This window comes from Amycolatopsis xylanica, assembly GCF_900107045.1.
In the GTDB taxonomy this organism is placed as follows: Bacteria; Actinomycetota; Actinomycetes; order Mycobacteriales; family Pseudonocardiaceae; genus Amycolatopsis; species Amycolatopsis xylanica.
In genome coordinates, this window is record NZ_FNON01000011.1 from 232,139 (window position 1) to 254,111 (window position 21,973).

A 21,973-nucleotide genomic window follows, 5' to 3' on the forward strand; every position below is an offset into this window, starting at 1 on the left:
GAATAACTTGCGCAACTCGTAACCACTCTGACAGGTTATTAACCATGAAACGCGTCAAGATGTTCCTGGGGATCGCCGCGCTGATCCCACTCGCACTGACCGAGCTGACCCCGGTGGCCAGTGCCGCCACGACCGCGCCCCCGTGCGCCACGATGACCGTCAACGCCCCGCCGGGCGCCGAAATCGAGTCGGTACAGGCCCAGCGTCATGAGGGCGGCACCGTCTCCTTCCCCGCCACTCCCCTCGGCCCGGCGCGGGAGATCACCAACGTCCCGGCGTATTGCGCAGTCACCGTGACACTGACCCACCCGGGGGCGGGCGACCACGTCAAGGTCGCGGTCACGCTGCCCGAGACCGGCTGGTCCGGACGCCTGCAGGCCGCGGGCGGCTCCGCCTACACCGCGGGCGACTTCGGCGCGCCGCTGGTCCAGGCCGTGAAGGACGGCTACGCGGGCGTCACGACCGACGCGGGTGTGCCGCTGACGTACCTCGACACCAGCTGGGCGTTGAACCCCGACAAGACGCTGAACAAGCCGCTGGTGACCAACTTCGCCACCCGCTCGGTGCACGAGTCGGCCGTGATCGGCAAGGACGTCGCCCGCCAGTACTTCCACCGCGCGGTTTCCTACTCCTACTGGAACGGCTGCTCGACCGGCGGCCGCCAGGGCTACTCCGAAGCCCAGAACTACCCGCACGACTTCGACGGCATCCTCGCCAACGCTCCTGCCGTGAACTGGTCTCAGTTCGCCGTCGCGACCCTGTGGCCGCAGACGGTCATGAACAACGACCACCACTTCCTCGCCAACTGCGTGCTCGACGCGTTCAAGCAGGCCGCGATCAAGGCCTGCGACCCGCGCGACGGCGTCGTCAACGGCATCGTCGACCGGCCCGACGAGTGCAGCTATGACCCGCGTTCACTCGTCGGCGCCAAGATTCTCTGTGATGGCAAGGAAATCACCGTGTCGGTCGCCGACGCGGACGTCATGCGCAAGATCTGGAACGGCCCGACCGATGAGTACGGCCGCAAGCTTTGGGACGGTCTCCCCAAGGGCGCCGACCCCACCTGGCTCGCCGGCACGAAGGCCGACGACAACGGCAACCTCTCGGCGCCGGGCTTCGCGGTGGCCGTCGGCTGGGTGCAGACCTTCCTGAAGAAGCAGCCCGGTTTCGACACCTCAACGCTCACGTACGGCCAGTTCCGCGACCTCTTCCGCCAGTCGGTGCGGGAGTTCGACGGCGTCATCGGCACCTCGAACCCGGACCTGTCGGCGTTCCGCTGGTCGGGCGGCAAGCTGCTGTCCTTCGTCGGCACCTCCGACCAGCTCATCCCGCCCGGTGGCACCCTCGCCTACCGCCAGCAGGTCGAGCGGCGGATGGGCCCGGTCAACGACTTCTACCGCCTGTTCCTCGCACCCGGCGTCGAGTACTGCGCCGGCGGCGCGGGACCGCAGCCGGTGAACCCGCTGGGCGCGCTCGTCGACTGGGTCGAGCACGGCAAGGCGCCCGCCACCCTCGCGGCGGCCACCGCCACGACCACCCGGAATCTGTGCCCCTACCCGCGTTTCTCGCGCTATGACGGCCAGGGCGACCCGGCCGTGGCGTCGAGCTACTACTGCCGCTGATCACCCCGGACGGCCGCGGTCACCCCGACCGCGGCCGTTCCGTACGTGCGGGTCCGGGTCAGCCGGACTGCGGATCCGTGTCGTCGTGCTTGTCACCATGCGTCGTGCCCTGCTCGCCGCGGATCTCCTCTTTCTCCTCCTGGCTGGTCTTCTCGCCGGTGTCCGGCTCGGTCTTCCGCTCGGTTCCGTCCATCTTCAGGCGATGCCCGCTGGGTGCCCGGCTTAAACGGGTTTGAGGGGGTCGTGACCGATGGTCATCAGGCGGTGCCGCCAGTTCGGCTGGCCCTGCGTGGGTTCCAGGTCGTCACGCCGCTCGGCGTGCACCCGGTCGACCACATTGCGCATCACGCGCTCGTCGTCGGCGGTCAGGTCGACCTTCCGCTTGCCGAGGATGTTGTGCACGTGTCGCCCGGTCTCCGTGCCCGCCTGGTCCGGCAGCACTTCTTCGTCCTCGCTCGCCGAGCGGGTGCGCAACCAGTCGGCGAGTTCGCGCGAGGTCATGTTCACCACGCGGTGGAACTCCGTCCACAGGTCTTCGTCGACTTGGTGGGTCATGGGAAAACCTCCTTCTCTCCCTCACCTACCCGGCGTCCGGTCCGGCAAAACCCGGGGCAGGACGAACCAGAGCACGCCGAACAGCACCGTGCACACCACGGCCGCAGCGACCAGCGCGACGACGCCGTAGACCACCTTCGCGATCAGCGCGACCGTCACGGTGATCGCCAGCGCGAGGCAGGCCAGACCGGCCAGCACGATGCGGTTGCCCGCGGTCAGGATCTCTTCACGCATCCCGTCGCGGAACAGCAATCGGTGCCAGGCCGCGGGCGCGGTGAGCAGCGCGGTCGAGGCGACCGCCAGCAGGACCGCGGCCAGGTGGAGCGCCTTTTCGAAGCCGGACGCGTCGTGGAACCGGTCGGTGAAGACCACGGACAGCAGGAACCCGAACAGGATCTGCACTCCGGCCTGGGCCACGCGCAGTTCCTGGAGCAGCTCGCTCACGTTGCGCGTCAGCTTCTCGTTCCGGGTCTCGCCGGTGTGCTCCACCATGAGACCGGGATACCCGGTGCCACCATCGGGTGAAACCGGATATCCCGGACGGGCTCAGGCCGAGGTCAGCACGCTTTCGAGCACGCCGGCCTTGATGTCGGCGGCCAGCACTTTCAGCTGATCGAGGCTCATTTCGATCTTCTGGCCGAAGTCGTCGGTGATGACGACGCGGCGCTCCGGCGGCGCCTCTTCGGCGAGGTAGAGCTCGGGACAGCCGCAGTCGCAGTCGCCGCAGAACGTCGCGATGTGGCGCAAGGCCATGGTGGTCACTCCTCGGGCGCAAGGGTTTCGGACGGGGTGGTAGTCGGCACGGCACTCCGGCGAGTTCCCTGCGTCACCCGGACGGGCTCCGGCGTTTCCAGATGGCCGAGGCGGGGTAAACGATCGACATGCCCGACATCACCAGCCTGATCTTGGACGACCACGACTGGTTCCGGCGGCAGTTCGCCCGGCTCGACGACCTCACCGAGCCGGACGAACTCGCGAAGGTATGGCAGCCGCTGGCCGACCTGCTCGACGTGCACGCCGCCGCCGAGGAAGAGATCTTCTATCCGCATCTGCTCCGCCGCGGCGACGACGCCGAGGACGAGACGCTCGACGCGATCGGCGACCACAACGACATCAGGGACGCCGTGCGGGAGGCCGAGCAACACCCGCCGGGAAGCCAGGCGTGGCTCGAAGCGGTGCGCAAGGCGCGCGAGGCCAACAGCGAGCACATGGCCGAGGAAGAGGACGACGGGCTCGCCGACTTCCGGCGGCACGCGGGCGCGAAGCTGCGCGACGAGCTGGGCAAGCGTTTCCTGGAGTTCAAGAAGAAGCACGAGGGCGGACGCGACCTGGACGTCATGGACCTCGATCCCGAGGGGTACGTCCAGGAGATCGAAGAACAGATCGGCCATGCCGCGCCTGCCGACGGGTCACTCGGCATCGGCGGCCTGAAAGGACGGGACTGAGATGAACCACCTGCTACGCGACGTCGCCCCGATCACGGCCACCGGCTGGAAGGCGATCGACGACGAGGCCCGCGAGCGGCTGCAGACACACCTCGCCGCCCGGCAGCTCGTGGACGTGGAAGGCCCGCACGGCTGGGACCACTCGGCCATCGATCTCGGCCGGGTGCACGCGCTCGCCTCGTCACCGCTCGAATCGCCGGAAAAGGGCGTGAAAACCCGTCAGCGCCAGGTGCTGCCGCTGTCCGAGGTCCGCGTCTCGTTCACGGTTTCCCGCGCCGAGCTGGAAAACGCCGAGCGCGGCGCGCAGGACCTCGAGTTCGACGATCTCGACCGCGCCGCGCGGCAGATCGCGCTGATCGAAAACCGGGCGGTCTACCACGGCTGGGCCGACGCGGGCATGACCGGCATCGCCGAAGCCAGCCCGTACGAGGCCACCACGCTCGGCGGGGACGCCGCGGGCTACCCCGGCGTGGTCGCCAAGGCCGTGGACACGTTGCGGCAGGCGGGCATCGGCGGTCCGTACGCGCTGGCCATCTGCCCGGAGGGCTACACGAAGATCGTCGAAAGCACCGAGCACGGCGGCCAGCTCGTCTTCGACCACGTACGCCGCGCGCTCGGCAACGGAAAGGTCGTGCGGACACCCGGCCTCGACGGCGCGGCCGTCGTGAGCCTCGGCGGCGGCGACTTCGTGCTGGAACTCGGCCAAGACCTTTCGGTCGGCTACAGCCACCACGACGCCGAAACGGTCACGCTCTACCTCGAGGAGAGCTTCGCGTTCCGCGTGAACGAGCCGGACGCGGCGATCGCGCTCACCTTCACCGGGTGACGAAACCCGGCCCCGGCTCGGGGGTCACGCCGTTCGCGGTGATCTCGCCCCCGCAGTGACCGCAGGCGAGGAACGGGTCCGCGTGCTCGCCGCATTCGTTGTGCCGCAACAGGATCGGCGGCCCTTCGGGTGCTGGCAGGTACGTGTCGCCCCAGTTCATCAGTGCGATCACGGCGGGGAACAGCGCCTTGCCCGAGTCGGTGAGCCGGTACTCGTGCTTGTCCTCCTCGTAGGCGACCTTCTCCAGGAGCCCGGCCTCGACCAGCTTCTTGAGCCGGGCGGAGAGGGTCGGCCGCGGGATGCCGAGGTGGCGCGCGAGCTGCCCGTAGCGCCGCACGCCGAAGAAGGTCTCGCGCAGGATGAGCAATGTCCAGCGCTCGCCCACGAGTTCGAGCGCGCGGCCGACGGAGTCGGCGGTCAGCCGATGCCGGAAGTCCCGTTCGCTCACAGCTGGCCCGTTTCGGTCGGCAGGCCGAGCAGCAGCCGCCCGGCCAGTTCGAACGTCGCCGGGTTGACCTGGAAGTGCGCTGTCGCCGTGTGCGCGTCGCGGAATCGCCGCTGCAGCGGGGAATCCTCGTAGATCGCGGACCCGCCGCCGAGGTCGTACACGGTGCTCACCACCTCGGCGGCGGTCCGCACGGCATGCGTGCACGCCAGCCGCAGCGACGTCCGCAGCTCGACGGAAACCGGTTCATCCGCCACCGCGGCCTGCCAGGCATCGTCGATCGCTTGGTAATAAAGGCCTCGCGCGGCCCGCAGCGCCGCTTCGGCCGCGGCGAACGCGCTCTGCGTCGCCGAGCGTTCGGCGGTGCTGCGGTTCGAGCCGGACGGCTTGCGCACGGTCGCCAGTTCGACGAACTCGTTCATCGCGCCACGCGCGTTCCCGAGCGCGGCCGCGGCGATCGAAGCGGCGAAGAACCCGAACAGCGGAAACCTTTGCAGCGCCCGCGCGCCGGCGGGCGGCCCGTCGAGCACCGAGAAGACGCGGTGATCCGGCACGAACACGTCATCGGCGACGACGTCGGTGCTGCCGGTCCCCCGCAAGCCGGTGGTCTTCCAGGTGTCGAGCACCGTCAGTTCCGCCGTGGCGAACGCGGCGGTCCGCACCTGCCCGTCCTGCACGAACCCCAGGAAGATCCACTCGGAATGCCGGATCCCGCTGCAGAATCCCCACCGCCCGCTGATCCGCACCCCACCGTCGACGGCCGTTCCCTTGGCACGCGGCGCCCACACGCCCGCGGCCACCGCGCGCGGGTCGCCGAACACCTCTTGGCCGCCCTTCGCGGGCAGATACGCCCCGAGCAGGCTGCTGGTCGCGGCGATCGACACGCACCAGCCCGCGGACGCGTCGCCGATGGCGAGGGTTTCGGCCATCTCCAGTACTTCGGCGGTGGTCGGCTCGGCGCCGCCGAGGTCGGCCGTCAGCCCGAGCCGGAGCAGGTCGTGGGCCTTCAGCTGCTCGACGAGCGCGGGCGCCAGCTGCCTGGCCTGCTCGGTCTCGTCGGCCAGCTCCCGCGCCAGGACGGCGACCTTCCGCGCACTCGACAGCATGCACCCTCCAACCGGTTCATTTCCGTTACCGGTTCAATATTCTTACCGGAGGGAGCCGTGTCAAGGGTCGTGAGTGGTATGACCGGTTCTAACCGGCCATACCACTCACGACCTCAGTCGAGCAGGTCTTCGATCGAGATGGGGATGTCGCGGACCCGGATGCCGGTGGCGTTGTAGACGGCGTTGGCGACCGCCGCCGCCATGCCGACGATGCCGATCTCACCCACCCCGCGCGCGCCGACCGCGTTGTGGAACGTGTCCGGGTACTCGATGAAGTGGACGTCCGCCTCGCCGATGTCCGCGTTCACCGGCAGCAGGTAGCCTGCGAAGTCGCCGTTGGCCAGCCGCCCGTTCCGCTCGATCTCGAGACCCTCGTGCAGCGCGGCCGAGACACCCCAGATCATGCCGCCGATGATCTGGCTGCGTGCCGACTGGGCGTTGATGATCCGGCCGGCGTCGAACACGCCGAGCATCCGGGACACCCGCGCCTCGCGGGTCCACTTGTGCACCCGGACCTCGACGAACTGGGCCCCGAACGAGCTGAACGAGTGCTTGGTCAGCTCCTCGCCCGGCGCCGACGAGCCGGTCGCCGCCAGCGTGGTGCGGCCGGTCGCGCGCAGCAGTTCGCCGAACGTCATCGACCGGCCGTCCGCCTGCACCTGACCATCCGCGTACGAGGTTTCGAGCCCCTCGAACGGCGCGCCCGCCGACGACGCCAGCTTCAGCAGGTCGTCGAGCACGTTGTTCGCGGCGACCATGATGGCCGTGCCCGCGCTCGCCGTCGCGGTCGAGCCGCCGGACATACCGCCAGCCGGGTACCGCGAGTCGCCCAGGCGTGGCGTGATCCGCTCGGGCGCGATGTCCAGCGATTCGGCGCCCACCAAGGAAAGCACGGTCAGCAACCCGGTGCCGGGGTCCGCGCCGCTGGTCGACACGGTCGCCGTGTCGTCCGCGTTGAGCACGATCTCGACGCTGGCCGGGAACCGCAGCGCCGGGAACATCGCGGTGGCCGTGCCGAGCCCGACCAGCCAGTCGCCGTCGGTGCGCCCGTTCGGCGTGCGCTCCGCCCAGCCGAACCGGGAGGCGCCGATCTGGAAGCACTCGTCGAGGTGCTTGCTCGACCACTGCAGGTCCTTGCCGGGCGGCGCGAACGAGTTGTTCCGCATGCGCAGCTCGATCGGGTCCATGCCCAGCGCGACCGCGAGCTCGTCGACCGCACTCTCCAGCGCGAAGGAGCCCGGCGCCTCGCCCGGCGCGCGCATGAACGTGGTCGGCGGGATGTTGAGCGGCACCATCTTCTGGCTGATCGCCAGGTTCTGCGTCGCGTACCACTCGCGCGAGGTGCCGTGCGAGGTCGGTTCGACGAACGACCCGTCCGCCGCCGTGCTGCACCACGAGTCGTGACGGACGGCGATCAGCTTGCCGTCGCGGTCCGCGCCGAGCGCGACCTTCTGCACGGTCGCGGCCCGGCCGGCGGTCGCGGTGAAGACCTGCTCGCGGCTGAGCGCGGCCTTCACCGGCCTGCCGAGTGCCTTGGCCGCCGCCGCGGCGAGGAACGCGGGCGTCGACGTGTGGCCCTTGCCGCCGAAAGCACCGCCCACGAACGGGTTCACCGCGTGCACGATCTCGGGGTCGAGGTCCAGCGCGTGCGCCAGCTGCGACGCCTGGATGTCCGAACCCTGGTTTCCACTGTAGACGGTCAGGCCGTCGTCATCCCACAGCGCGACAGCTGAATGCGGTTCCATCGCGGCGTGGTTCTGGGTCGCGGTGGTGTACGTCGCTTCGACGACCACCGGGCTCGACGCCAGCGCGTCCTCGATGGACTCGACACCGGGCGCGAGGATGCTCAGCTCGGAGCCCTCGCCACCGCGGCCGGGCGGTGGCTCCTGGGCCGTGGCGAGGCCGTCGGCCAGCGAGGTCAGCGCGGGCCGGGTGAGGTACGAGACCTCGACCAGCATCGCGGCGTCCCTGGCCTGCTCGTAGGTTTCGGCCACGACGAACCCGATCGCCTGGCCGTAGTAGGTGACTTCCCTGGTCTGCAACGGAACCCAGGTCTCGCCGAGCATGCCGTTCGGCGTGTTCAGCTTGAGCGAATCGAACGGTGTGTATACGGCGACCACACCGGGCGCGCTCTTGGCCGCGGTGACCTCCATGGCCTCGATCTCGGCGTTCGCGACCGTGCTGACCACGACGTAGCCGTGCAGCATGCCCGGGAAATCGCGATCCGTCCCGTACTTGGCCCGCCCGGTGACTTTGAGCGGGGCGTCCACCCGGTTGACCATCAGCGGTCCCCTTCGGTCAGTTCGAGCAGCGCGCGGATGATCGTGCGCTTGAGCAACGAGAGCTTGAAACCGTTGTCCGGCAACGACTTGGCGCCGTCGGCCGACACGGCCGCGGCGTCCTCGAAGGACTTTTGCGTCAGCGACGCGCCACGCAGCGCCTCCTCGACGGCGGGCAGCCGCCACGGCACGGTCCCCACACCGCCGACGGCCACGCGGGCATCGGCGACGCGACCGTCCTGGATGTCCAGCGCGACTGCGGCGGAGCAGAGCGCGAACTCGTAGGACTGCCTGTCACGCACCTTGACGTAGGTGGACTTCGACGCCCAGTCCAGCTTCGGCACCAGCACCTCGGTGATCAGCTCACCCGGGCGCAGGTCGTTCTCGACGTCGGGGGTGTCGCCGGGCAGCCGGTAGAAATCGGCCAGCGCGACCGTGCGCGTGCCGTCCGCCGAGGCCAGTTTGACCTGGGCGTCGAGCGCGGTGAACGCGACCGCGACGTCACTGGCGTGCGTCGCGACGCACGAGTCGCTCGCGCCGAAGATGGCGTGCATCCGGTTGGCGCCGCCGATCGCCGAGCAGCCGCTGCCCGGCTGCCGCTTGTTGCACGGCGTCGCGACGTCGCGGAAGTACGAGCAGCGCGTGCGCTGCAGCAGGTTCCCGCCGATGCTGGCCATGTTCCGCAGCTGCTGCGAAGCGCTCAGCAGCAGCGCGCGGGAGATCATCGGGTAGACGCCGGGGTGGGCGGCGATGTCGCTCATCCGCTCCAGCGCGCCGATGCGCAGCCCGTCGCCGGTTTCGATGCCGCGCAACGGGAGTTCGTTGATGTCCAGCACCTGCTGCGGGGTGAGGACGTTGAGTTTCATCAGGTCGACCAGCGTGGTGCCGCCTGCCAGGAAGGTCCCCGGCGTGGCGAGCGCGTCTTCGACGGTCGTGGGCGCGGTGAGCTCAAACGGACGCATCGGCCCTCCTCGCCTGGTCGATGGCCGCGACGATGTTCGGGTACGCCGCGCACCGGCAGAGGTTGCCGGACATGAACTCGCGCACGTCCTCGACGCCGTCGCGGACCGCGGCGACGGCCGACATGATCTGCCCGGAGGTGCAGAATCCGCACTGCAGCGCGTCCTGCTCGACGAACGCCTGCTGCACGGGGTGCAGGTCGTCCTCAGTGGACAGTCCTTCGATGGTGGTCACCGGCTGCTTCACGGTCGCGGCCAGTGTCAGGCAGGAGAGCACGGGCTTGCCGCCGACATGCACGGTGCACGCACCGCACTGGCCGCGGTCGCAGCCCTTCTTCGGGCCGGTGATGGACAGGCGTTCGCGCAGGGCGTCGAGTAGGGTGACGCCGGGGTCGACACTCAGCCGTTCGGTAGTGCCGTTCACTTCAAGTGAGATGTCCACAGGTCTCTTTCGGCGTGGTGGGCGCAGTGAGTACACGGGATCGCGGCCACAGCGAATCGTGGCCGCGCTCGAACCGGATAGTAATCCGCTTTAAACTCGAGGCTAGCGGAATAGAATCCGCTCCGCAACGAAGTTACCCCCGGAGTAACTCCAGCTTGCACTACATTCAGCTGCGATGACACGACCAGGAGGGCAGATGACGACGGGATCGGTCAGCCCCCGCCGCGCGGACACCCGCCGCAACCACGAGCGCATCCTCGTCGCGGCCGCGGAGTCACTGGTCAGATCCGACGAGCTCTCCTTCAACGCCATCGCCAAGAGCGCCGAAGTCGGCGTCGGCACGGTCTACCGCCACTTCCCCACCCCCGAGGCGCTGATCCTGGCCGTCTACCGCCGCGAGGTCACCCACCTGGTCGACGTCGTCCCCGCGCTACTCGAGCAGTATCCGCCGGAAGAGGCTTTCCGCGCCTGGACGACCGACCACCTGGCGCACTACATGATGACCAAACGCGGCCTGGCGAACGCACTGCGCACGGCCGCCGTCTCCCCCAGCGAACTGCCCGCCAAGGGTTTCGAAGCGATGATCGGCGCGATTTCCGCGCTGCTGCAAGCCAATGTCGACGCGGGCACGGTCCGGCCGGGCCTCGACCCCGAGACCGTGCTGCGCGGCCTCGGCGGCCTGCTGTACCTGGACCCGGCCGGCGACTGGCGCGGCCAGGCGGCCGCGCTCGCCGACCTCCTCTGGCAAGGCCTGCGCCGCACCTGCCACTGCGACTGACCCTTGGGGTCGTGAGTGTTCCGGCCGGTTCTAACCGGCCTAAACACTCACGACCCCCGCGCGCCCTGGCCGCCCCGATCCGCATGAACGCCACGTTCACAACGTTGAGCGACGCAAACGCCCCGCTCATTCCCTCCGGAGACCACGCGAAATAGGACAAATACGACCCAAGGGGCAGAGCGGCGGGCTTTCCGTCCTTTGTGGACGCGCGCCGCAGCAAGACCGGCGACTTTCGAGGAAGTCGATCTTCGCGAAACCCGAGTTTGGGCCACTGGATGGCCCAAACTCGGGTTTCGCACGGCAACGCCTCACTCGAAGACAGTCGTGAGTGTTCCGGCCGGTTCTAGCGGACCGCTACTTGGCTACCTGTCGCCCGAGTGTCGGTGCGAGTGGAGGGTTTGCTCCGTTGGGTGCAGAAATTCTTCCACTCGCGTGGCTCGTCCACCGTGGCACGTGACAAGGGGCGCCCTTGTCACGCTCTGGGTGACAAGGGCGCCCCTTGTCACCCAGACCGCGGCCGGGTGAGTGGGAAACGCCCCGTCCATGCGCGCCAGCCAAGGCCACGTCACGGGTAGGTCGTCGAAGACCGGTTCACTCTAGCCGGCCGGAACACTCACGACCCCTCGGCCAACAAGACAAGCAGCTTGACTGAGGGGCATTCGAGGCGTTGAACGACGCATTTACCCCTCAGCCACTTCGCCTTGGCCGAGCAATCCGGCCGAGCAGTGACCACCGCGGTCCTCGCGCTGACCGTGACCACCGCTTCCGGGTGCCCGGGCCCCGCTGGACCGGACTGCTCGCGCCGTTTCCCGTCACGGCCAGTGTGCACAGTTGATGCGCGAAGTTGCTCGAAACATGCATTGACGTTGCATGAACTTGCACCTACGGTGTGGTCATTGCGCAGGACCGGGCACTGATGGGGAGCACATGAGCGGGACTTACATGGCGGCCGAGGTCGCCAGCCAGCCGGACTGCTGGCGCGAGGCGGCCACGCTGGCCGGCTCCGTCGCCGGGCTGTTGCCCGAGCCGGGGGCACGGGTGGCGATCGCGGGGTGCGGGACGTCGTGGTTCATCGGGCAGGCCTACGCGGTGCTGCGTGAGCAGGCCGGACACGGCGCGACCGACGCGTTCGCGGCGTCGGAATTCCCGCTTCAGCGGCGGTATGACCACGTCATCGCGCTGACCCGCTCCGGCACCACGACCGAGGTGCGGTCGCTGCTGGCGAAGATGCGCGGGGTCAGCCCGACCACCGTGATCACCGGGGTGCCTGCCGAGGTCGACGGGACCGCCGACGCGGTGGTCGACCTGTCGGCGGCCGATGAGCGCTCGGTCGTGCAGACGCGGTTCGCGACCAGTGCGCTCGCGTTGCTGCGCACGCATCTCGGCGAGGACATCGAACCCGTCGCGAAGCAGGCCGAGCAGGTGCTCGCCGAGCCGCTCGCGCCGGAGCTGCTGTCCGCCGAGCAGTTCAGCTTTCTCGGCACCGGCTGGTCGGTCGGCATCGCGCACGAGGCCGCGCTGAAGTTCCGCGAGGCGTGCCTGTTCTGGACCGAGTCGTACCCGGCGTGGGACTACCGGCACGGCCCGATCAGCATCGCCGAGCCCGGGCGGGTGACCTGGATGTTCGGCGCCGCGCCCGATGGCCTGGCCGATGATGTCCGCCGCGCCGGTGGCACCTTCGTCGAAAGTGGACTGGACCCGCTCGCCGATCTCGTGCGGGCGCAACGGGTCGCGGGCGCGATCGCCGCGCGCAAGGGTCTCGATCCCGACCAGCCACGGGGCCTCACCCGCTCCGTCGTGCTGAGCTGAAATGAACAGGGTCGCGGCGGTCGACGTCGGCGGCACCACGGTCAAGGCCGCGGTGTACGAGCCGGTGGGCGACGGCCTCAAGCGGGTCGCCGAACTCCGGCGGCCGACCGCCCGAGGGGCGGACCCCGGCAGCGCGGTCGCCGACCAGGCCGCCGCGATGATCACCGAGCTCGGCGCAACGGCCGGTCCGATCGCCAAGGCCGGTGTCGTCGTGCCCGGGATCGTCCACAACGGACTGGCGAAGTTCTCCGCCAACCTCGGGTTCCGCGACGTGCCGATGGCCGACCTGCTCGCCGAGCGGCTGGACCTGCCGGTCGCGTTCGGGCACGACGTGACCGCCGGTGGCGTCGCCGAGCACCGGCTCGGTGCCGCGCGGGGCTTCGGCGACATCGCCTTCGTCCCGGTCGGCACCGGGATCGCGGCCTCTTTACTGCTCGCCGGGCGGCCCTACCGGGCGGACGGCCGCGCCGGCGAGCTCGGGCATGTCGACATCGGACACGACGACGCCTGCGGTTGCGGCGCGACCGGCTGTCTCGAAGCGGTCGCTTCGGCGTCCGCGATCGCGCGACGCTTCACGGAGCGATCCGGCATCCCGGTCGACGGCGCCCGCGAAGTCCTTGCCCGCCAAGGGGATCCGGACGCCGACGCGGTCATCGCCGAAGCGGTCGACGCGCTCGCCGCCGCGCTCCGGCTGCTGGCCACGCTGCTCGCGCCCGAGGTCGTCGTGTTCGGCGGCGGCCTGTTCGAGGCACCGGGCCTGCTGGAACGGATCGACGACAAGACCCAGCTCACCTTCCAGCGGAAGCCGCAGCTGCGGCGGGCCGAACTCGGCGATGAGGCCGGGTGCCTCGGCGCCGGGTTACTCGCGCTGGGAGCGACCCGATGATCGTCACCGTGACGCCGAACGCCGCACTCGACGTCACGTACACAGTGGACAGCCTCAAGCCGGGCGAGACGCACCGGGTGCGCTCGGTACGGCAGCGCGCGGGCGGCAAGGGCGTCAACGTCGCCCGCGTGCTCCACACGCTCGGTGTCGACGTCCGCGCCATCGCCACCATCGGCGGCCGCACCGGCCACGCGTTCTCCGACGACCTCGCCGCGGCGGGCATCCCCGCCAAGCTGGTGCCGATCGCCGGGGAGACGCGCCGGACCACGACCGTGCTCGGCGACACCACCACCCTGCTCAACGAGCCGGGCCCGGAGGTCACCGAGGCCGAGTGGGCCACGCTCGGCCGCACTGTCCACGGCCAGGCCCCTGACGTGCTGGTCTGCTCGGGCAGCCTGCCGCCGGGATGTCCGCAGGAAGGCTACGCGTCGCTCCTCAGTGGACTGTCGATCTTGGACACTTCGGGCGACGCGCTACTGGCCGGACTCAAGGCGAAACCCACCGTGGTCAAGCCCAATCTCGACGAGCTGCGCGAGGTGACCGGGCTGGCCGACGCCGAGTCGGCCGCCACCGAACTGCGCAAGGCAGGCGCGGTCACGGTCGTCGTCTCGCTCGGCAAGGACGGCATGCTCGCCGTCTCCCCGAGCGGGACCTGGCACGCCACCCCGAGCACCGTGCTGACCGGGAATCCGACCGGCGCGGGCGACGCGGCCGTCGCCGCGATCGCGCTCGGCCTGCTCAGGCGTGACTCGTGGCCGTGCATTCTCCGCGACGCCGTCGCGTTGTCCGCCGCCGCCGTCCGCGGCGCGCTGGCTGGCGACGTCGACCTCCCCTACTTCCGCCGCGAACGAGACCTGGTCTCCGTTCACCCCTCTTGAAGGAGTCGTCATGCCGCTGGTGTCCACCGGCGAGATCGTCGGTGCCGCGCGTGCGCGGGGCCGGGGCTGCGGGGCGTTCAACGCCATCCAGCTCGAGCACATCACCGCGATCATCGCGGGCGCGACCGCCGCGAAGACCGACGTGATCGTGCAGCTGAGCCAGAACGCGGTGCGCTATCACGGCGCGCTGGCCCCGGTCGGCGAGGCGGCGCTGGCCGCCGCGCGCGAGGCGGACATCGGCGTCGCGGTGCATCTCGATCACGCCGAATCACCGGATCTGGTCCGCGAGGCGGTCAAGCTCGGCTTCAGCTCGGTCATGTTCGACGCGTCCACACTGGACTACGCGGACAACGTGGCAGCGACCCGCGAGATCGCCGAGTACTGCCACGTCGCCGGGGTCTGGGTCGAAGCCGAGCTGGGCGAGGTCGGCGGCAAGGACGGCGTGCACGCACCCGGCGCGCGCACCGACCCCGGCGAGGCCGCCGAATTCGTCGCGGCCACCGGCGTGGACGCGCTCGCGGTCGCGGTCGGCAGTTCGCACGCGATGCTCACGCGGGACGCGGCGCTCGACGTCGAGCTGATCGCGCGCCTGCGGGACAGCGTGCCGGTTCCCTTGGTACTGCACGGTTCTTCCGGCGTGCCGGACGACGGGCTCGCCGCCGCCGTCCACGCCGGGATGACGAAGATCAATATCGCCACCCAGCTGAACAAGGTGTTCACCGCGGCCGCCGCGGGTGACTGGCGGGCGCACCCGGACCGGGTCGACCCGCGCCGCTATCTCGGCGCCGGACGCGAGGCTGTCACCGCCGAGGTCCAGCGGTTGCTCACGGTCCTTGAGCGGAGTTGTTGACAAGATGCTCGACACAAGACAAAGGCAGGTTGCCATGCGACGCAAGGTCATCACGATGACGGCCACGGCCGCGCTCGGGCTTTCCCTCACCGCTTGCGGGGACGGAGCGGCCGAAACCCCCAGCACCGGGGAGAACGCGCTGCCCGGTGTCGAGCAGTTCCTCTCCGCGCCCTGTCCGGAGGCGGGCACGAAACCCGCCACCGACAAGGAGTTCACCTACTGGGCGATGTGGACGGCCGACGAGCCACAGGGCAAGGTCCTGCAGAAGGCCTTCAAGTGCTTCGAGGAGAAGACCGGCGTCAAGGTCACCGTCCAGTGGCTGGGGCGCAAGGCGTACACGCAGAACCTGGTGCCCGCGCTCAACACCGGCGCCGTCCCCGACCTGTTCGACCAGGACGTCAGCAAGGTCGGCGCGGCCATCATGGCGCCCGGCGGCACGCAGAGCGTCGACGACGTGTTCGCCATGAAGGTCGGCGAGGGCGACAAGACGGTCAAGGATGTACTGACGCCGAGTTCCTACGACTTCCCGCAGAACAAGGACAAAGACGGCCACAACTTCATGGTCCCGTACACCGTGCAGTCCAGCGCGTGGTGGTACGGCAAGGACCGGGTCAAGGACTTCAAGGAGCCCAAGACCATGGACGACCTGATCGGCCTGTTCGACAAGGCGAAGGCCGACGGCAAGGCCGCGATCAGCCAGGACGGGGACATCCCGTTCTACAACATGTACTTCTTCACCCAGCTCGCCGAGCGGTACGTCGGCTCGGGCGGCCTGTACAAGGCGGCGACCGACAAGACCGGCCAGGCCTGGCTGACCGACCCCGGCTTCCTCAAGGCCGCGACGCAGACCGCGCGCCTGCCCAAGTACTTCATCGACGGCTGGGACGCGGCGAAGTTCCCGCAGATCCAGCAGCGCTGGGCCGACGGTGACTCGCAGTACCTCTACGTCGGCACCTGGGCGCCCAGCGAGACCCGCGAGTACCTCGACAAGCAGGGCTCCGGCACCAAGGTCGCCTACGGCTCGTTCCAGTTCCCGATGCCGCCGGAGGCCACGCACGACACGGTCGAGCAGATGTCGATCGGCTTCGCCGTGCCGAAGCAGGCCAAGCACGCCGAGGCGGCGAAGGCGTTCATCGCCTACTTCCTCAACAAGGACCTGCTCTCCGGGATCCCGGCGGTCGCCGACAACCTCGTGCCGCGCACCGACCTGGCCGTGCCGGACGACCTGAAGCAGGTCAAGGCCGCGATGGACGACCCGAAGAAGGAGCACGTGCTCCAGTACGACGGCATCGACGGCATCGCGGGCGGCAAGTGGCAGACCGACGTGTTCGACCCGGCCGACACCGCGCTGCTCAAGGGCACGCTGACGCCGCAGCAGTTCGTCGAGCAGCTCGCGGCCAAGGGCGCCGAGTTCTGGAAGAGCCAAGGCCGATGACGACGCTGACCATGGGTGGGGCGCACGCGCGGCGGAAACGGCGGCTGTTCTGGCCGTTCGCCGTCCCCGCGCTGGCGCTCTACCTGGCCTTCCTCGTGCTGCCGACGATCGCCACGGTCGTGCTCAGCTTCACCAGCTGGTCCGGCGCCGGCGACACGCCCCAGGCCAACGGCGTCACGAACTACACGCAGATGTGGCAGAGCGACTCGTTCCAGTACGCCTTCCGGAACACGCTCTTCTACGTCTTCGTGGGCGGCATCGGCACGTTCGCGCTGGCGTTCCTGTTCACCATGGTGCTGCGGGACATGCGCGGCGGGAAGGTGGTGCGGGCGATCCTGTTCTTCCCGAACATCGTCGCCCCGGTCGCGCTCGGCATGTTCCTCGGCTTCGTCTTCAAGTACCAGCCGGGGAAACAGGGCCTCGCGAACTACCTGCTCGAGCATGCCGGCGCCGACGCGGCGAAGTTCCTCGCACCGTCCAATGTGACCAGTGTGGTGACCGCGTCGCTGATCTGGGCGAGCTCCGGCTTCTACATCACCATCCTGATGGCCGCGGTCGACCGGATCCCGCCGTATCTCTACGAGGACGCCTCGCTCGCGGGCGCGTCGCCGTGGCAGAAGTTCCGGAACATCACGCTGCCGATGACCTGGGACGTGGTCGGTGTGGCCGGGGTGCTGTGGACGATCAACGCGCTCAAGATCTTCGAGCTGGTGTTCGTGCTGGCCGGGCCGGGCACCTACGCCCCGCCCAACCAGGCGTGGACGCTCGGCGTGTACGTGTTCGACCGGACCTTCGGGTCCAACGGGACGCCGGACTTCGGCGCGGCCTGTGCCTGCGCGGTCGCGATGATCGCGCTGGTCTCGCTGCTCGTGGTGCTGCTGCGGCGGCTGATGCGCCGTGACGCGATCCAGTTCTGAGGGCTCTGAGGGAGAAACGATGTCCATAACGGACACCCCACCGGTGGTGCGCACCGCGCCGAAACCGGCACGCAAGGTGCCACGCAAGCCCAAACCCGCGCCGGGCTCACGCAAGCTGAGCCCGTTGCGGCTGCTCGGCTCGGGTATCGTCTGGCTGTTCACCGCCGGCAACCTGCTCGTGCTGTACTGGCTGGTCACCGCGGCGTTCAAGACACCGGTGGAGATCTTCACCAAGCCGTTCGCCCTGCCGTATCAATGGTTCAAGCAGGGCAAGCCGTTCCGGAACTTCGTCTACGCCTGGAACAACGCGGGCTTCGGCGACGCGGTGACCACCACGGTAGTCCTGGTCGGACTGTCCACTGTGGTGACTGTGGCGGTGTCGGCGCCGGCAGCGTACGCGTTGACGCGGCTCGGCAAACGCGGCTCGAACGGGATCACGAACTTCGTCGCCATCGGCATGGGCGTGCCGTTCCAGACGGTGATCATCCCGCTGTTCGTGGTGCTGTCCAAGCTGCACATGGACAACGAGTACGGGTTGTTCGTGGTGTACGTGGCGTTGTCGATCCCGTTCACCGTGTTCCTGCTGACCGGGTTCTTCCGCTCGCTGCCGGACGAGCTGGAGGAGGCCGCCGCGATCGACGGCGCGTCCCCGGTGCGCACGTTCTTCTCGGTGATGCTGCCGCTGGCACGCGGCGGCTTGATCACCGCGCTGACGCTCAACGCGATCGGGCTGTGGAACGAGACCCTGCTGGGCATCGTCTTCCTGCACGACCAGGCCCACTTCACGCTCTCGCGTGCGCTGTTCACCTTCTACGGGGCGGCGAGCTACCAGTCGGAATACGGCGGCCTGATCGCCGGTGTCGCCATCGTGGTGCTCCCGATGCTCGTGCTCTACCTCGTGCTCGCCCGCCGGATCATCACCGGCCTGACGCTCGGCGCCGGAAAGTAGGAACTCCCATGGCAACCGTGACCTTCCGCGACACCACGCGGTTCTACGCCGGGGTCGCCAAGCCCGCGGTGGACGGGCTCGACCTCGAAGTCGCCGACGGCGAGTTCCTGGTGCTGGTCGGCCCGTCCGGCTGCGGCAAGTCGACCACGCTGCGGATGCTCGCCGGGCTGGAGGGCGTCGACGACGGCACCATCCACATCGGCGACCGCGACGTCACCGACCTGGCGCCGAAGGACCGCGACATCGCGATGGTGTTCCAGAACTATGCGCTGTACCCGCACATGACGGTCGGCGAGAACATCGGCTTCCATCTCAAGATCGCGAAGATGGCCAAGTCCGAACGGGAAAGCCGCGTCCGCGAGGCGGCCAAGGTGCTCGATCTGACCGAGTACCTCGACCGCAAGCCCGCCAAGCTCTCCGGTGGCCAGCGGCAGCGGGTCGCGATGGGCCGGGCGATCGTGCGCGAGCCGAGCGTGTTCCTGATGGACGAGCCACTGTCCAATCTGGACGCCAAGCTCCGGGTGCAGACCCGCACGCAGATCGCGTCACTGCAACGGCGGCTCGGCATCACCACGATCTACGTCACACACGACCAGGTCGAGGCGATGACCATGGGCGACCGCGTCGCGGTGCTGAAGGACGGCATCCTGCAGCAGTGCGACACCCCGGTCGGACTGTTCGCACGCCCGGTGAACGTGTTCGTCGCCGGGTTCATCGGCTCACCCGCGATGAACCTGCTGGAGACCACAGTGGACAGCGACGGCGCGATCGTCGGCTCCTCGTGGCTGCCGCTCACGCCCGAGCAGCGCTCAGCGTTGACGGGTCCCGGCATCGTCGTCGGCATCCGGCCGGAGGGCTGGGAAATCGGCGGCACCGGGCTGACCGCGACCGTCGAGGTGATCGAGGAACTCGGCAGCGACCAGTACCTGTACTGCCGCACCGCAGGCGGCCAGGTCTTGACGGTCCGCACGCCGGGCATGGCGCCGTGGCAGCGCGGCGAGAAGATCGAGCTGGCTCCGAAGACGGGCGCGGCGCACCTGTTCGACCAGGCGACGGGTGACCGGCTTCCATGACCGAGCTGCATGTGACCTCAGTGCGGTTGCCCGCCGCCGAACTCGGCGCGGAGAACCCGTTGCCACCGCTGGTGAAACCGGTCGCGCCACAGTCCGTGTCCAATGTGGACGAGCTGCCAGCCGAAATGGCGGACGGCCTGCGGTACGGGCGGCTGGACACCGTGCTCCCCTGCCATCTGCAGGACGGCTACACGCGCTCGCGCGAGGAGCGGTCGTTACCGGCGCTGGTGCTGGAGAACGACCGCGTGCGCGCGACCGTGCTGCCGTCGCTGGGCGGGCGGCTGTACTCGCTGTTCCACAAACCGTCCGGGCGCGAGCTGCTGTATCGCAACCCGGTGTTCCAGCCCGCGAACCTGGCGTTGCGTGACGCGTGGTTCGCCGGTGGCGTCGAATGGAACCTCGGCACCACCGGTCACACGACACTGACCTGCGCGCCTATGTTCGCGGCGCGCGTCGACGGTCCGGACGGGACGCCGGTGCTGCGGCTCTGGGAGTGGGAACGCACCCGCGACCTGCCGTACCAACTCGACTTCTTCCTGCCGGACGGCTCGGACTTCCTGCTGGTCGGCGTGCGGATCCGCAACCCGCATCCGCATGAGGTCCCGGTGTACTGGTGGTCGAACATCGCCGTGCCGCAGACCCCGGACACCCGCGTGCTCGCCCCGGCGACCGGCGCGTGGCACTACGGCTACACCGGGCGGCTCGACCTGGTCGACGTACCCGGCGACCTGACCTACCCGGCGCGCGCGGACGCGGCCGCCGACTACTTCTTCGAGGTGGACTCGCGCCCGTGGATCGCCGCCGTCGACGGCGATGGCTCGGGCCTCGCGCAGGTGTCGACCGACCGGCTGCGCGGACGCAAGCTGTTCGTCTGGGGCGAGTCGGCGGGCGGACGGCGCTGGCAGGAGTGGCTGGCGCCCGGCGCGGGCGGTTACCTCGAGATCCAAGCCGGTCTGGCCCGCACCCAGCTGGAGCATCTCCGGCTTCCCGCTGGCGAATCCTGGGACTGGCTGGAGGCCTACGGCCCGGTGACCGCCGAGTCCGCGCACAGTACGGAGTGGACGTCCGCTGTGGACTCGGTGGCTCGCCTGCTTCCGTCCGAGGAGACGATCGAGTCGTGCTTCGAGGCGTGGCGGAAGGTGGCCGACGCCGAACCGGGACCGTTGCTGCACGAGGGTTCCGGCTGGGGCGCGCTGGAGACCCGGCGGATGATCGCGCACCTGCCGGGCACGCCGTTCCCCGCCGAGTCGCTTGGTCCAGACCAGGAGCCGTGGCTCGCTTTGCTCGACGGTGAACCGCTGACCGGTGACCCGCTGACTCCTCCCCCGCCGACGCTGGTCAACGCCTATTGGTCCGACCTGCTCGAGCACACCCCGGACAACTGGCTGACCTGGTATCAACGCGGGGTCGCGCGCTGGCGCGCCGGTCGGCACGACGAGGCCGTCGCGGCGTGGAAGGCTTCGGTCGAAGCGTCCGAGAACCCTTGGGCACTACGCAATCTCGCGGTCGCTTCTTCGGATCCCCGCTGGTACGACCGGGCGCTGGAACTCGCTCCGTCGCTGGTCCCGTTGATACTGGAGGCCGCGGAGGCGCAGGCCGATCCCGCGCGCGTCGTGTCGCTGGTGAAGGGACTGACTACCGGCCGGGCCCGGCTTCTGCACGCCCGCGCGCTGCTCGCGCTCGGCGATCGGGCGGGGGCGTTGGCGATCTTCGAGGACGGGTTCGAGATCCCGAACATCCGCGAGGGCGAAACGTCGCTTTCGGACACTTGGGCCGCGTTGACCGAAGCCACACTGCCGTCGCGCTACGATTTCCGTATGACGGGCTCGTGAGCCCCGAGGCACGCTAGGAGTATCGCTTGATGGCCCGGCACGAACGGCTGAGTACCCTGCTGGACCTGCTCGGGCAGCGGGAGAAGATCGAGGTCGAGGACATCGCGGCCGAGCTGGACGTCTCGGCCGCGACCATCCGGCGCGACCTCGATCACCTCGCCGAACAGCAGCTGCTCACCCGCACCCGCGGCGGCGCGGTCGCCAACGACCTCGCCTACGATCTCCCGCTGCGCTACAAGACGGCCCGCCACGTCCCGGAAAAGCAGCGCATCAGCGCCGCCGCGGCCGCGCTCGTGACGCCCGGCATGGTCGTCGGCCTCAACGGCGGCACCACGACCGCAGGCGTCGCCCGCGCGCTTTCGCTGCGCTCCGACCTGTCCGCGTTGACCGTGGTCACGAACGCGTTGAACATCGCGCACGAACTCGCGGTCCGGCCGCACGTCAAGATCGTGGTCACCGGCGGCGTGGCGCGTCCCCAGTCCTTCGAGCTCAGCGGCCCGCTGGCCACCAAGGTGCTCGGCGAGCTCACGATCAGCCTGCTCTTCCTCGGCGTCGACGCCTTCGATCCCGAGGCGGGCGCGTTCGCCCACCACGAGGGCGAGGCCAGCATCAACCAGCTCATGGTCGAGCGCGCCGAACGCGTCGTGGCGGTCGCCGATGGCTCCAAGCTCGGCCGCCGCGCCTTCGCCCGCATCTGCCTTCCGCAGCGCGTGCACACCCTGGTCACCGATACGGACGCGGACCCCGAAACCCTGGCCGCGTTCGAAGCGGCGGGCATCGAGGTCCTGGTCGCCTAAAGCACTTGGGGTCGTGAGTGTTCTGACCGGTTCTAACCGGCCTAGCCACTCACGACCCCTTGTTGCGTGAAGCCCGTGGCCGGGCGGGGA

The 21,973-nt window shown here is 69.4% G+C and carries 23 protein-coding genes; 14 read left to right on the forward strand and 9 right to left on the reverse strand.

Features of this window, described 5'->3' with window-relative positions:
* Positions 1–44 precede the first annotated feature (44 nt).
* The gene (locus BLV57_RS37475) at positions 45–1,622 is read left to right on the forward strand and encodes a tannase/feruloyl esterase family alpha/beta hydrolase (protein ID WP_091297991.1); all 1,578 of its coding nucleotides are present in this window, start codon (positions 45–47) and stop codon (positions 1,620–1,622) included.
* Positions 1,623–1,680: 58 nt separating this feature from the next.
* Here BLV57_RS37475 and BLV57_RS44290 read toward each other — a convergent pair whose 3' ends face one another.
* Genes BLV57_RS44290 through BLV57_RS37490 form a run of 4 tightly spaced genes read right to left on the reverse strand, consistent with a single transcriptional unit; the run spans position 1,681 to position 2,930 of the window.
* Positions 1,681–1,815, reverse strand: coding sequence for a hypothetical protein (locus tag BLV57_RS44290; protein WP_281244467.1), 135 nt, complete (start codon positions 1,813–1,815; stop codon positions 1,681–1,683).
* Positions 1,816–1,844: 29 nt separating this feature from the next.
* Positions 1,845–2,177 carry a DUF3140 domain-containing protein gene (locus BLV57_RS37480; protein WP_091297994.1) on the reverse strand — a complete coding sequence of 111 codons (333 nt, stop codon included), beginning with the start codon at positions 2,175–2,177 and terminating at the stop codon, positions 1,845–1,847.
* Between the two features lie 21 nt (positions 2,178–2,198).
* Entirely contained in the window at positions 2,199–2,669 is a 471-nt protein-coding gene (locus BLV57_RS37485) for a DUF6328 family protein (RefSeq protein WP_091297997.1), read from the reverse strand.
* A gap of 54 nt (positions 2,670–2,723) precedes the next feature.
* Positions 2,724–2,930: a hypothetical protein gene (locus BLV57_RS37490; protein ID WP_091297999.1), complete on the reverse strand. Its 207-nt coding sequence runs from the start codon at positions 2,928–2,930 to the stop codon at positions 2,724–2,726.
* A 128-nt stretch (positions 2,931–3,058) separates the two neighbouring features.
* On the opposite strand from BLV57_RS37490, the gene BLV57_RS37495 reads away from it, so the two are divergent.
* Positions 3,059–3,622, forward strand: coding sequence for a hemerythrin domain-containing protein (locus tag BLV57_RS37495; RefSeq protein WP_091298001.1), 564 nt, complete (start codon positions 3,059–3,061; stop codon positions 3,620–3,622).
* Position 3,623: 1 nt separating this feature from the next.
* Complete coding sequence (locus BLV57_RS37500; protein WP_091298004.1) at positions 3,624–4,448, forward strand: family 1 encapsulin nanocompartment shell protein; 825 nt, start codon at positions 3,624–3,626, stop codon at positions 4,446–4,448.
* Here the strand turns inward: BLV57_RS37500 and BLV57_RS37505 are convergent.
* The 5 genes from BLV57_RS37505 to BLV57_RS37525 all read right to left on the reverse strand — a co-directional run bounded on the left by BLV57_RS37505 (position 4,438) and on the right by BLV57_RS37525 (position 9,679).
* Entirely contained in the window at positions 4,438–4,896 is a 459-nt protein-coding gene (locus BLV57_RS37505) for a winged helix-turn-helix transcriptional regulator (RefSeq protein WP_091298006.1), read from the reverse strand. The two genes, BLV57_RS37500 and BLV57_RS37505, sit on opposite strands and share 11 nt — an antisense overlap.
* On the reverse strand, positions 4,893–5,999 hold the full coding sequence (locus tag BLV57_RS37510; protein ID WP_091298008.1) for an acyl-CoA dehydrogenase family protein: 1,107 nt from the start codon (positions 5,997–5,999) through the stop codon (positions 4,893–4,895). The genes BLV57_RS37505 and BLV57_RS37510 overlap by 4 nt, the downstream gene beginning before the upstream one ends.
* Positions 6,000–6,112: 113 nt before the next feature.
* Positions 6,113–8,281 carry a xanthine dehydrogenase family protein molybdopterin-binding subunit gene (locus BLV57_RS37515; protein WP_091298010.1) on the reverse strand — a complete coding sequence of 723 codons (2,169 nt, stop codon included), beginning with the start codon at positions 8,279–8,281 and terminating at the stop codon, positions 6,113–6,115.
* Complete coding sequence (locus BLV57_RS37520; protein ID WP_091298012.1) at positions 8,281–9,240, reverse strand: FAD binding domain-containing protein; 960 nt, start codon at positions 9,238–9,240, stop codon at positions 8,281–8,283. Before BLV57_RS37520 ends, BLV57_RS37515 begins: the two co-directional genes overlap by 1 nt.
* Positions 9,227–9,679 carry a (2Fe-2S)-binding protein gene (locus tag BLV57_RS37525; RefSeq protein ID WP_091298014.1) on the reverse strand — a complete coding sequence of 151 codons (453 nt, stop codon included), beginning with the start codon at positions 9,677–9,679 and terminating at the stop codon, positions 9,227–9,229. The genes BLV57_RS37520 and BLV57_RS37525 overlap by 14 nt, the downstream gene beginning before the upstream one ends.
* A 196-nt stretch (positions 9,680–9,875) precedes the next feature.
* Between BLV57_RS37525 and BLV57_RS37530 the strand changes: the two genes are divergently transcribed.
* From BLV57_RS37530 to BLV57_RS37580, 11 genes are all read left to right on the forward strand, one after another.
* Positions 9,876–10,457 (forward strand): TetR/AcrR family transcriptional regulator, encoded by a 582-nt coding sequence (locus BLV57_RS37530; RefSeq protein WP_091298016.1) that lies wholly within the window; start codon positions 9,876–9,878, stop codon positions 10,455–10,457.
* Between the two features lie 927 nt (positions 10,458–11,384).
* Positions 11,385–12,266 carry an SIS domain-containing protein gene (locus BLV57_RS37535; RefSeq protein WP_091298019.1) on the forward strand — a complete coding sequence of 294 codons (882 nt, stop codon included), beginning with the start codon at positions 11,385–11,387 and terminating at the stop codon, positions 12,264–12,266.
* A gap of 1 nt (position 12,267) precedes the next feature.
* Positions 12,268–13,152 (forward strand): ROK family protein, encoded by an 885-nt coding sequence (locus BLV57_RS37540; protein ID WP_091298021.1) that lies wholly within the window; start codon positions 12,268–12,270, stop codon positions 13,150–13,152.
* Entirely contained in the window at positions 13,149–14,030 is an 882-nt protein-coding gene (locus tag BLV57_RS37545) for a 1-phosphofructokinase family hexose kinase (RefSeq protein ID WP_091298023.1), read from the forward strand. Before BLV57_RS37540 ends, BLV57_RS37545 begins: the two co-directional genes overlap by 4 nt.
* A 10-nt stretch (positions 14,031–14,040) precedes the next feature.
* Positions 14,041–14,880, forward strand: coding sequence for a class II fructose-bisphosphate aldolase (locus tag BLV57_RS37550; RefSeq protein ID WP_091298026.1), 840 nt, complete (start codon positions 14,041–14,043; stop codon positions 14,878–14,880).
* 34 nt (positions 14,881–14,914) lie between these two features.
* Positions 14,915–16,315, forward strand: a complete 1,401-nt coding sequence (locus BLV57_RS37555; protein ID WP_245757671.1) for an ABC transporter substrate-binding protein — start codon at positions 14,915–14,917, stop codon at positions 16,313–16,315.
* Positions 16,312–17,232, forward strand: coding sequence for a carbohydrate ABC transporter permease (locus BLV57_RS37560; RefSeq protein ID WP_091298028.1), 921 nt, complete (start codon positions 16,312–16,314; stop codon positions 17,230–17,232). Before BLV57_RS37555 ends, BLV57_RS37560 begins: the two co-directional genes overlap by 4 nt.
* Positions 17,233–17,251: 19 nt before the next feature.
* Positions 17,252–18,181: a carbohydrate ABC transporter permease gene (locus BLV57_RS37565; RefSeq protein ID WP_091298030.1), complete on the forward strand. Its 930-nt coding sequence runs from the start codon at positions 17,252–17,254 to the stop codon at positions 18,179–18,181.
* Between the two features lie 8 nt (positions 18,182–18,189).
* Complete coding sequence (locus BLV57_RS37570; protein WP_091298032.1) at positions 18,190–19,254, forward strand: ABC transporter ATP-binding protein; 1,065 nt, start codon at positions 18,190–18,192, stop codon at positions 19,252–19,254.
* Positions 19,251–21,086 carry a DUF5107 domain-containing protein gene (locus BLV57_RS37575; RefSeq protein ID WP_091298034.1) on the forward strand — a complete coding sequence of 612 codons (1,836 nt, stop codon included), beginning with the start codon at positions 19,251–19,253 and terminating at the stop codon, positions 21,084–21,086. Before BLV57_RS37570 ends, BLV57_RS37575 begins: the two co-directional genes overlap by 4 nt.
* 29 nt (positions 21,087–21,115) lie before the next feature.
* Complete coding sequence (locus tag BLV57_RS37580; protein ID WP_091298036.1) at positions 21,116–21,883, forward strand: DeoR/GlpR family DNA-binding transcription regulator; 768 nt, start codon at positions 21,116–21,118, stop codon at positions 21,881–21,883.
* Positions 21,884–21,973 lie beyond the last annotated feature (90 nt).

Coding starts and splice junctions, on each gene's coding strand:
- BLV57_RS37550 (WP_091298026.1), top strand. CDS start 14,041: ATGCCGCTGGTGTCCACCGGCGAGATCGTCGGTGCCGCGCGTGCGCGG.
- BLV57_RS37510 (WP_091298008.1), bottom strand. CDS start 5,999: ATGCTGTCGAGTGCGCGGAAGGTCGCCGTCCTGGCGCGGGAGCTGGCC.
- BLV57_RS37530 (WP_091298016.1), top strand. CDS start 9,876: ATGACGACGGGATCGGTCAGCCCCCGCCGCGCGGACACCCGCCGCAAC.
- BLV57_RS37500 (WP_091298004.1), top strand. CDS start 3,624: ATGAACCACCTGCTACGCGACGTCGCCCCGATCACGGCCACCGGCTGG.
- BLV57_RS44290 (WP_281244467.1), bottom strand. CDS start 1,815: ATGGACGGAACCGAGCGGAAGACCGAGCCGGACACCGGCGAGAAGACC.
- BLV57_RS37480 (WP_091297994.1), bottom strand. CDS start 2,177: ATGACCCACCAAGTCGACGAAGACCTGTGGACGGAGTTCCACCGCGTG.
- BLV57_RS37555 (WP_245757671.1), top strand. CDS start 14,915: ATGCGACGCAAGGTCATCACGATGACGGCCACGGCCGCGCTCGGGCTT.
- BLV57_RS37475 (WP_091297991.1), top strand. CDS start 45: ATGAAACGCGTCAAGATGTTCCTGGGGATCGCCGCGCTGATCCCACTC.
- BLV57_RS37540 (WP_091298021.1), top strand. CDS start 12,268: ATGAACAGGGTCGCGGCGGTCGACGTCGGCGGCACCACGGTCAAGGCC.
- BLV57_RS37520 (WP_091298012.1), bottom strand. CDS start 9,240: ATGCGTCCGTTTGAGCTCACCGCGCCCACGACCGTCGAAGACGCGCTC.
- BLV57_RS37495 (WP_091298001.1), top strand. CDS start 3,059: ATGCCCGACATCACCAGCCTGATCTTGGACGACCACGACTGGTTCCGG.
- BLV57_RS37545 (WP_091298023.1), top strand. CDS start 13,149: ATGATCGTCACCGTGACGCCGAACGCCGCACTCGACGTCACGTACACA.
- BLV57_RS37580 (WP_091298036.1), top strand. CDS start 21,116: ATGGCCCGGCACGAACGGCTGAGTACCCTGCTGGACCTGCTCGGGCAG.
- BLV57_RS37560 (WP_091298028.1), top strand. CDS start 16,312: ATGACGACGCTGACCATGGGTGGGGCGCACGCGCGGCGGAAACGGCGG.
- BLV57_RS37565 (WP_091298030.1), top strand. CDS start 17,252: ATGTCCATAACGGACACCCCACCGGTGGTGCGCACCGCGCCGAAACCG.
- BLV57_RS37570 (WP_091298032.1), top strand. CDS start 18,190: ATGGCAACCGTGACCTTCCGCGACACCACGCGGTTCTACGCCGGGGTC.
- BLV57_RS37515 (WP_091298010.1), bottom strand. CDS start 8,281: ATGGTCAACCGGGTGGACGCCCCGCTCAAAGTCACCGGGCGGGCCAAG.
- BLV57_RS37575 (WP_091298034.1), top strand. CDS start 19,251: ATGACCGAGCTGCATGTGACCTCAGTGCGGTTGCCCGCCGCCGAACTC.
- BLV57_RS37535 (WP_091298019.1), top strand. CDS start 11,385: ATGAGCGGGACTTACATGGCGGCCGAGGTCGCCAGCCAGCCGGACTGC.
- BLV57_RS37485 (WP_091297997.1), bottom strand. CDS start 2,669: ATGGTGGAGCACACCGGCGAGACCCGGAACGAGAAGCTGACGCGCAAC.
- BLV57_RS37490 (WP_091297999.1), bottom strand. CDS start 2,930: ATGGCCTTGCGCCACATCGCGACGTTCTGCGGCGACTGCGACTGCGGC.